Source organism: Methylotuvimicrobium sp. (assembly GCF_050611805.1).
Lineage (GTDB): Bacteria > Pseudomonadota > Gammaproteobacteria > Methylococcales > Methylomonadaceae > Methylotuvimicrobium.
Genome location: NZ_JBNGHF010000093.1, coordinates 1 through 8,636, shown reverse-complemented (window position 1 = coordinate 8,636; position 8,636 = coordinate 1). Strand labels below are relative to the sequence as shown.

Below are 8,636 nucleotides of genomic sequence, written 5' to 3'. Positions count from 1 at the left end.
CAATCCCGACTCGCTCGTTCAATTTTTCTTGATTGTCGGGAAGCTAGAGCTTCCTGAACAGGTTACCCAAGCTGGAGCTTGGGTAACAGCATATTTTAGTTTTTGCGACTACGACTAGCCCCTGCTCGGACACTTGACTTCGGTAAGCTGAAGCATCTTGCTAATCAGGTAGTCGGTTACACTATCGGCTTGCTAGTGCATTAAAAAGTAAAGGAAAACTCTCGCTTTTGCTGTCAAAAAAGCGAGAGCTGTTCCGGCGCTTGCTCGATTGGTTTTCGTCTGGCGCCATAAAACACCTCTATTTTTCCGAATTGTTTGTCGGTAATTTTTAGTATTCTGACTTCGCCGTCCGGCGGTAGTTTCGATTTGACGCGTTTCAAATGTACCGCAGCGTTTTCATCGCTGGCGCTGTGCCGCATGTAAACCGAATACTGCATCATCGTAAATCCGTCGTCGAGCAAAAATTTGCGGAATTGCGCGTATTCTTTTCGGTCCAGCGGCGTTTCGGTTGGTAAGTCGAACAAGACGATAACCCACACCGAATTCATCCCTCCAAACGTCATAAGTCGATCGACAACGGTCGAGGGAAAACCAGTTTAATCGATTTATCCTCGAACGCCCTCTTAAAATCCGCCAACAAATAATGACACGCCACCATCATCGGCATGTTCTTCCGGTTCCATTCGACCGGAGCATTCAATAATTTCAATAATGGCTGTTTTGTATTTCGATCGACTTCTGGCGACGGGGTATTGTAGTTTTGCAGATAAACCAGCCAGTCGACCCAGGGACGAAGCGGTTCCATCAGATCGTCGGCCAAACACAAGTCATTGTATTGGTTACAATGCTTGATGCCTATCGTCGGGTGTAGCCCGCCGCCAACAATCGCACGCGCTACCATAGCGCGCATCACGGCATAGCCGTAATTGAGCAAGCCGTTGATGCCGCCGGCTTCCGTATCGCGCCGAAAATCGGGGCCGAACAATAGACGCCAATATTGTTGCGCAGCTTGCGCCTCGATATTAGCGCTGTCGCCAAGTTTGACTTTGCCCAGCATTCGTTCCAACGGTTTTGTATTTCTGTCCAACTGCTGTAAGACGTGAATTTGATTGGCGATTTTTTCCAAGACAATGCGCTGCCATAAGCGTTTTTTGATCGGTACAGTCAGCTTGATTTGTTGTTGCAATACTTTGCTGTGCAAGGTATGACCGTCGGTCAACGGCAATATCAATGCATAGGGCAAATGCCGCTCATCGCAGAATACGACGGCGACATTGTTGTGCTGGCATTGTATCAATGCGGCTTGCGTCAGCACGATCGCCGGATGCTGTAGTATCAATACTCCTAAGTCCTCGATCGGGATTTGCGCGATCGTTTGTCGGTTCTTGTCGATGCACAATTGGCTGTGTTGCGAATGCAAATAGGCCGGTTCGCTGATATCGACGATGCGTTTGATCATGACAAGACCTTTCCGATAGCGTTGATACGATGTTTTTTTAATCCGGACATCATCAATGCTTCAATTGTTGAATACCTGTCCGCTAATGTTTCTTGATCGTTATTGAGCGTTGCAGCCGTATGTAGCCTTAATTTGATTCGTTTTTGTTCTCGTTCAAACTTTTGGACTCGGTAAAATACCCGCTTGCTTTCACGGTCGATGCTGACGATTTCATTGATGTGCAGCGCCATCATAAATTCATACCGTTCACCATGGTCGGTTTTAATAATCGATTGCTTGGGTTTGCCGATGCCCCTCGCACGGTGGCTTGCCTCCATCGTCGTGACGAACTCGCCGTGAAATTTGCCTGTCTCTGTATCCCTTAGAATTTCGACATGATGCAAATTTCCGTAAGACAACCATTTGAAGACCTGGCCTTGCTTGTTCTTTGCGCCAAATTTGGTTTTTTGCAATTTCGCCAAAGTCGTCTTCGATTGCAACACACGAACGCGCTTAATCGGCGTCTTTCCATCCTTGTGATAAACGGTGACGCCGTTGGCAAAGGCTTCTTTAGGTTTTCCGTCGAAGCGTTGAAGATGGCGTTCGACTATTGCTTGATTATCGGATCGATGATTTTATCGCCTTGGGTAAAACCACCGTCTAAAACTTTTCGATTGACGTTACCGATACCTTCAATGAAGCCGGCTCCGGTCGCTTCGTGCAATTCTCCGCTCAATTTCCGTTGCGGTGAATGCGATACGATCATCTCCGATAATTTTTGTTGCAAATCGTTCCGCAAATTCGGCCATGGCGGATCGACTTGAAGATCTCGCATCATCAGTTGCGAACGCTGCCGCTCCAATTGCTTGGAGGTTTCAACCAAATTCCGGTAAAAGCTTCGGTCGATACTAGCAATGGCCAACGCATCTATTGCGTGATGACGATGATCGCTGCGGTCTTTTTTGTCATTATCGCCGATCAAATTATTCAACCCCCATTGATGACGCACCCAAGCGGTCGTTTGGCCTTTGCTGACCGAAATATCGGATCCTAGCGGCTTCAAATATTGCAGTGCAACCCTGCTCAAATAGCGCGTATCATTGAGCTGATTGGCGATGAAATCGCGTTTTTGTATTTCCGCTCCGGTCATGAAAAAGCGCCTTTTTTTCGCTTGCAGCGATTTAGGCCATCGGTCGAGCGCCTGGACGATTTGATTCCATTGTTTTTCGTTGCCGCTAAAAGTGTCGATCGGCGTACGCTGGCCTTTGTTACGGTTTTCTTTCGCGTAACAGACGACTTTATTCATCCAGCGATTCGCTGTATGGCACGATATGATCGATTTCTATTTCGGAGCCGAACAGCGTTGACAGACTGATCGTTTGTCCCGAATAGACGCAACATTGATTTTGATCCCGCCAGAGCCGATATTTGAGTTTGTCGTCGCGGCTGGGGTAACGGCTCAATTGCAGATGCGGATTAAGCCGGCGCATTTCGCCGAATTTTTCGGCGGCTTCGTTGTTTGCTTTCGTGTTGGCTTTTTGTTGTTTGGTGAACTCGGCATAACGTTGTGTGTTCATTTCCAAGTCGCGGGCCATTTCCAGCCGTATTGCGTCGGGTTTTCCGTATTCGGCGATTAGCGCGTTGATCAAGCGCCTCAGCTCGTGCAAACCTTTTAGCACGATCGGATTGGCGATTTCCGGCGGCGGCCCTAGTTTGTCGATAGCCGTTATGTTGTCGGGCTCGTAGTCGTAACCGGCGCTGATGCGGGCATCGGAAAAGATTTCCCCCCACTCCAAAAAGGGCAGTAGTTTTCTGATTGCTTTGCACGATAAGTTGCCGTGACCGGGTTCGAATTCCAGCAAACAAAGATTGACGGCGATTTCCGGACTGAATCGCCAGTGCGTCGTCAAGCGTTTTTTCAGTGCCGATTTTTTCTGGAAAGTCAGCAGGTCTTCGACCAGTGCCTGTTGGCGTTCGGCATCGAAACCGTCCCAGTCGGGCAAAATCTTACGAATCTCGCAAGCCGTGATATTGCCTTTGAGTTTTTTGTCTCCGCGCTCGAGATTGATTTCGACGCTTCGATCGAAACCCAGGGTTTTTCTGATTTTGGGTAGGGTAATGTTGGCTTCACGTTCGAACAATTCGACCAATTTGTTTCGTTGCGCTTTGTCCAGCTTTAACCATCGGTCGGTTTGGCTTTCTAAATATTCCAAATGATTGATGTCTTGCAGGTAGCGGAAGCGTTGGTATTCGAGCCGGGCGATTCGGATTCGATTATATTTCGGTTCCAGCGAGCATTTACCAATGCGGTCGGCTTTGAGTTTCAAAGGCCGCTGATAAAAGATGATACGTTCGATCGTTTCTTTGAAGGCTTCGGTCAATTGCGGATGGTATTCCTGTTGCGTTTGCCAAATGAGATCCAGTTCTTCTTGGTACATCTGCCGATCGGTGCGCAAATGACCGCCATCGTGAGCTCTGTTGCGCCGGCATTGGTGCCGGCCGAAGCCGGCGAGATATTCACCCAGGGTTCGGCAGTTGGCTAAGGCGATTTCCCGTCTCAGTTCGGCTATGTCTTTTTTGAATGCCGATTCTTCCTTAGCGCGTTCGTCGCTTAGGTCTTCGTCTTGCTCGATTTTATTGAGTACGGTTTGCACGTCGGGATCGTCGAGCATGTCGCCTAAAACATTCAATATAATTTCTGGCTGAGGATGAATTGACAGTTCTTGTGGCAGCAAGCCTTGTTGAATCAACGTTTCCAGCATGCGCTGTTTGCGTTGGGCGCGGCGTTGCAAAACCCGCCGTGTCAATCTAGCATCGCGGCGCTTGACGTTTTTCGGTGACGGTGGCTAATTTTTTTGATACATTTTCGCCATTCTTTGAATCTGCTCGATCGCGGCTTCGCGTAAAAAGGCAGGTTCCAAAATTTCGACTTCGGCTCCGTGGCGGAGGATGTCCATCAATAGTTCGCGGTGATCGCCGAACGGTATGTTTAGCTCGTAACTGCCGTCTTCGTGCCAGCAGCCGGTTTGTTTCGGATGCCATTGTTCGTCGGCGACCCAGCGGGCGCGTTCCGGCGTGAATTTTAGCTTTGCGGTGTGTTCGGCTGTACCGGAGAAGATGCCGTAGGCGGCGCTGTAATAATCATCTAACTGCTCTCGATCGAAGCTTTGGGCGGGAACTTCTTGGCGGGTGGCGGTTTTAATGCGTTCCAATACGAAGGTGCGCAGCTCCCTTCTAAAATGACACCACGCGTCAAGGTACCAGTTGTCCCGATAGTAAACCAGATTTTGCGGGGATACGGTGCGTGCGGTGATTTGTCCGTCGCTACGCGCGTCGTAGATCAAGTCGAGACGTTGGCTATCGAATAGCGCACCGGCGATTTTGGAAAACCAAGGATTTCGAACTTTTTGACGTGAGGCGATCGGGATGACTTTGATGCATTCCAGTTTGCGTTCTGCGCTGCTACGATCTAACGCGAGAAGTTTTTCGATCCGGTTTTGCAGTTGGGCGATTTGTTCGCCGAACAGGCCCGGCGATATTTTGCGCAGCAAGGTATGGCAAGTCAGCAGTCCCCATAGTTCCTCGGCATTGAACCATAAGCCGGGCAGTTCGTAAGGATGTTCGCCGGCTTCGGTGTCGTAGTGGTCTCCGTTGCGTTTACGGTCGTATATGATCGGCGCGTCGAAGTGGTCGCGCATGAGTGTTACCAATCGCTTTACGGTCGCTTCGCTGCATTCGAGTTTTTCTTGCAATTGGGTATTGGATATCGGCGTTCGGCGACCGGCGACCGGATAGAATGTTATGTAATTGATAGATTCGTTCGAAGCGGTCCATCGCCGCATCTCCTGGTTTGGTGTCAGGTTTTTTAAGGATTGCGTATTTTCGGGAAACTAATGCTCAAATCTATTGATCTAGAAAAAGCACTTCACCATGAATATCATAAATAATATTAATTTATTTCAATAACTTACTATAGGACTGTATAAAATATTTGTTTCTCCCCAATCATAAAAAGCAGTTAGCATTTGTTGTAAAACGTTCGAAGCATAAAAGACTTTGTTTTCGTTCGGCGATGATATTTCGAAAGAGGGCTTGAGCGCTATTGACACCACTCCGGCGTCAACGAGGTGCGCCAAAATTGATCTTCTTTTTCGAATAGGCGGCGGCTTTCGGTGGGTCCCCAACTCCCGGCCGGATAAGTCGGAATGAAGTCGCGTTCGACTGCCCAGGTTTGCAAAATCGGATCGACGATACGCCAAGCATATTCGACTTCGTCGAAACGCAGAAATAACGAGCGGTCGCCTTTCATGACATCCAGCAATAAATCCTCATAGGCATCGATCGCTTTTTCATCGCTGTTTCGAAAACCGGCATCCAGGCTACTGGTGCGCGTGCGCATTTCCAATCCAGGTTCCTTGACGGTCATTTCCATGCGAATGCGTTCTTCGGGTTGAATGCTCAACAGGACCCAATTCGGATTCATGCACTGCACATGCGTATCGCGAAAAAACTGCAGCGGCGGATGGCGAAAGCAAATCGAGACGACCGATTGACCTTTGGCCAGTCGTTTGCCGGTCTGTAGATAAAACGGCACGCCACGCCAGCGCCAATTATCGATGAATAATTTTACGGCGGCATAGGTTTCGGTAATGCTGGTTGGCGGAATGTTCTCTTCCTCCAAATAGCCTTTGACCTTTTCCTTGCCGACCGTGCCTTTGGCGTATTGGCCGCGATAGGCATGCGCGTGTACCGCCGATTTGGGTATTGGGCGAATCGATTTTAAGACCTTGACCTTCTCGTCGCGCAGCGATTCCGCTTCCATTGATGCGGGCGGTTCCATTGCAACCAGCGTCATCAGTTGTAGCAAATGGCTTTGCAGCATGTCGCGCAAAGCTCCGGCCCCATCGTAGTAGCCGCCGCGCGTGTCGATACCGATATCCTCGGCATGGGTAATTTGAACATGGTCGATGTAGTTGCGGTTCCACAGCGGCTCTAGCATAACATTCGCGAAGCGGAACACCAATACATTCTGCACCATGCCTTTGCCGAGATAATGATCGATCCGGTAGATCTGTTCTTCGCTTAAAAAACGGCCGATCCGTTTTTGCAACGATTGCGCGCTGTCCAGATCGTAACCGAAGGGCTTTTCGATGATAACGCGTTTCCAGCCGTATTCTTGATTCAGTAAGTCGACTTTGCTAAGCGATTCGATGACATTACCGAAATCCTCGGGACTGATCGCGAGATAAAATGCGATGTTTTTGGAAAAATCTTCATCCTTACCCAAGGTAACGGCCAGTCCGCTATAGCATTCCGCTTCACCGAGATCGCCGCGATGATAGGAAAGTCGTTCGCTGAACCGGGCGAATACAGCCTCGTCTATACCTTCACGAACCTTCGCGCCGATCATTTCCCGAACTTCCTCAAGCCATTTTTTTTGGTCCCAAGGCCGTCGACCAATGCCGACGATACGACTGCCTTCCGGCAGTTTGTTTTCGAGATCCAAATGATAAAGCGCCGGCATCAGTTTAATCCGGGACAAATTTCCGGTTGCGCCGAAAATGACGTAGGTACAGGGTTCAGCAGACATAGAATCGACTCTTGATATGCGTGTAATTTAAACGTTGTAAGTAGACGATGCGGTTTTACCGCCGTGCCCGGTCCAGTCGGTATGAAAAAACTCGCCGCGCGGACGGTCGGTGCGTTCGTAACTGTGTGCGCCGAAATAATCGCGTTGAGCTTGCAACAGATTGGCGGGCAAGCGCGCCGTCCGATAGCCGTCGTAAAACGCTAGCGCGCTGGAAAACGCCGGAGCCGGAATACCGAGTTCGATACTGAGTATGACGGCTTTACGCCAGCCGGGTTCGGCCTGCCGCATAGCATCGACAAAGAAATCGGCCAGCAGCAAATTTTCCAAATCGGGATTGCTGTCGTATGCTTGGTTGATATCGTTTAAAAATGCGCTACGAATGATGCAACCGCCCCGCCACATCAGCGCGATTTCGCCGTAGTTTAACGACCAGCCGTAATCTTTCGCCGCTTCGCGCATGAGCCGGAAACCCTGCGCGTAAGAAATGATTTTCGATGCATACAAGGCATTGCGGATGGTTTCGATGACTTTTTGCCGGTTTCCCTCAAAACGGTTGACCGGTTTAGGCAGCTTTTGCGAAGCATTGATGCGTTCGTCTTTCATCGCCGACAGGCAGCGCGCGAAGACTGATTCGCCGATCAGCGTCAGCGGAATGCCCAAATCCAGCGCATTGATGCCGGTCCATTTACCGGTGCCTTTTTGGCCGGCCGTGTCAAGGATCTTGTCGAGGAGCGGACTGCCGTCTTCGTCTTTATAGGCAAGAATATTGGCCGTGATTTCGACGAGATAGGAACTGAGTTCCGCACCGTTCCATTCGGCAAAAATAGTGGAAATCTCATCGGCAGAAAGACCGAGCCCTTCGGACATCAGTTGATAGGCTTCGCAAATGATTTGCATGTCGCCGTATTCGATGCCGTTATGGATCATTTTGACATAGTGGCCCGCGCCGCCATCGCCGACCCATTCACAGCAAGGCTGGCCGTCGACTTTTGCGCTGATCGCCTGCAATACCGGTTTGACTCGGTTCCAAGCATCCGGGTGACCGCCGGGCATGATCGAAGGCCCGTGCCTCGCGCCTTCCTCTCCGCCCGAAACACCGGTGCCGATATAAAGCAAGCCTTTTTCTTTTAGCACCTTGGTGCGCCGGTCGGTGTCGGTAAATAACGAATTGCCGCCGTCGATGATGATATCGCCGGCATCGAGTAGCGGTACTAGTTGCTCGATATAATGATCGACCACGGTTCCGGCTTTGACCATTAACATCACGATGCGTGGCGTTTCCAGTTTCTGCACGAGATCTTCGAGCGAGTAAGTTCCGACGATTTCGGTGCCCTTGGCCGGCCCCGTGAGGAACTCGTCGGTCTTTTCTGTCGTGCGATTGTAGACGGCTACCTTAAAACCATTGTCATTGATGTTGAGAACTAAATTCTGGCCCATGACCGCCAGGCCGATTAAACCGATATTCGCTTTCATATTACGTGCTCCCAAAACCTGTTCTAAGCTTCATAGTAGCACGGGGGCGTTTTTTTGCACGGCTACATTTAAGGAACAACCATGAAATAACTTCGACAAATGCTGAAAGGGGGTTCGGTGGCTCGATTGACAGGC

6 protein-coding genes and 1 pseudogene are annotated in these 8,636 nt (G+C 49.9%); all 7 read right to left on the bottom strand.

From position 1 onward, the window contains the following. Positions 1 to 233: 233 nt before the first annotated feature. The 7 genes and pseudogenes from cas2 to gnd all read right to left on the bottom strand — a co-directional run bounded on the left by cas2 (position 234) and on the right by gnd (position 8,501). Positions 234 to 548, bottom strand: coding sequence for a CRISPR-associated endonuclease Cas2 (gene cas2, locus ACRJJO_RS21515; protein ID WP_431067608.1), 315 nt, complete (start codon positions 546 to 548; stop codon positions 234 to 236). Positions 549 to 559: 11 nt separating this feature from the next. Beyond that, a complete protein-coding gene (gene cas1, locus ACRJJO_RS21510) occupies positions 560 to 1,459 on the bottom strand; it encodes a type II CRISPR-associated endonuclease Cas1 (RefSeq protein WP_431067607.1) in 900 nt (299 codons plus the stop codon). Beyond that, complete coding sequence (locus ACRJJO_RS21505; RefSeq protein ID WP_431067606.1) at positions 1,456 to 1,911, bottom strand: hypothetical protein; 456 nt, start codon at positions 1,909 to 1,911, stop codon at positions 1,456 to 1,458. Before ACRJJO_RS21505 ends, cas1 begins: the two co-directional genes overlap by 4 nt. 134 nt (positions 1,912 to 2,045) lie before the next feature. Further along, a pseudogene (gene cas9 / locus ACRJJO_RS21500) lies at positions 2,046 to 4,110 on the bottom strand (type II CRISPR RNA-guided endonuclease Cas9). A gap of 174 nt (positions 4,111 to 4,284) precedes the next feature. Beyond that, entirely contained in the window at positions 4,285 to 5,280 is a 996-nt protein-coding gene (locus tag ACRJJO_RS21495; RefSeq protein ID WP_431067605.1) for a helix-turn-helix transcriptional regulator, read from the bottom strand. 257 nt (positions 5,281 to 5,537) lie between these two features. Next, a complete protein-coding gene (zwf, locus tag ACRJJO_RS21490; RefSeq protein WP_431067604.1) occupies positions 5,538 to 7,028 on the bottom strand; it encodes a glucose-6-phosphate dehydrogenase in 1,491 nt (496 codons plus the stop codon). Positions 7,029 to 7,055: 27 nt separating this feature from the next. Beyond that, a complete protein-coding gene (gene gnd / locus ACRJJO_RS21485) occupies positions 7,056 to 8,501 on the bottom strand; it encodes a decarboxylating NADP(+)-dependent phosphogluconate dehydrogenase (protein WP_431067603.1) in 1,446 nt (481 codons plus the stop codon). Positions 8,502 to 8,636 lie beyond the last annotated feature (135 nt).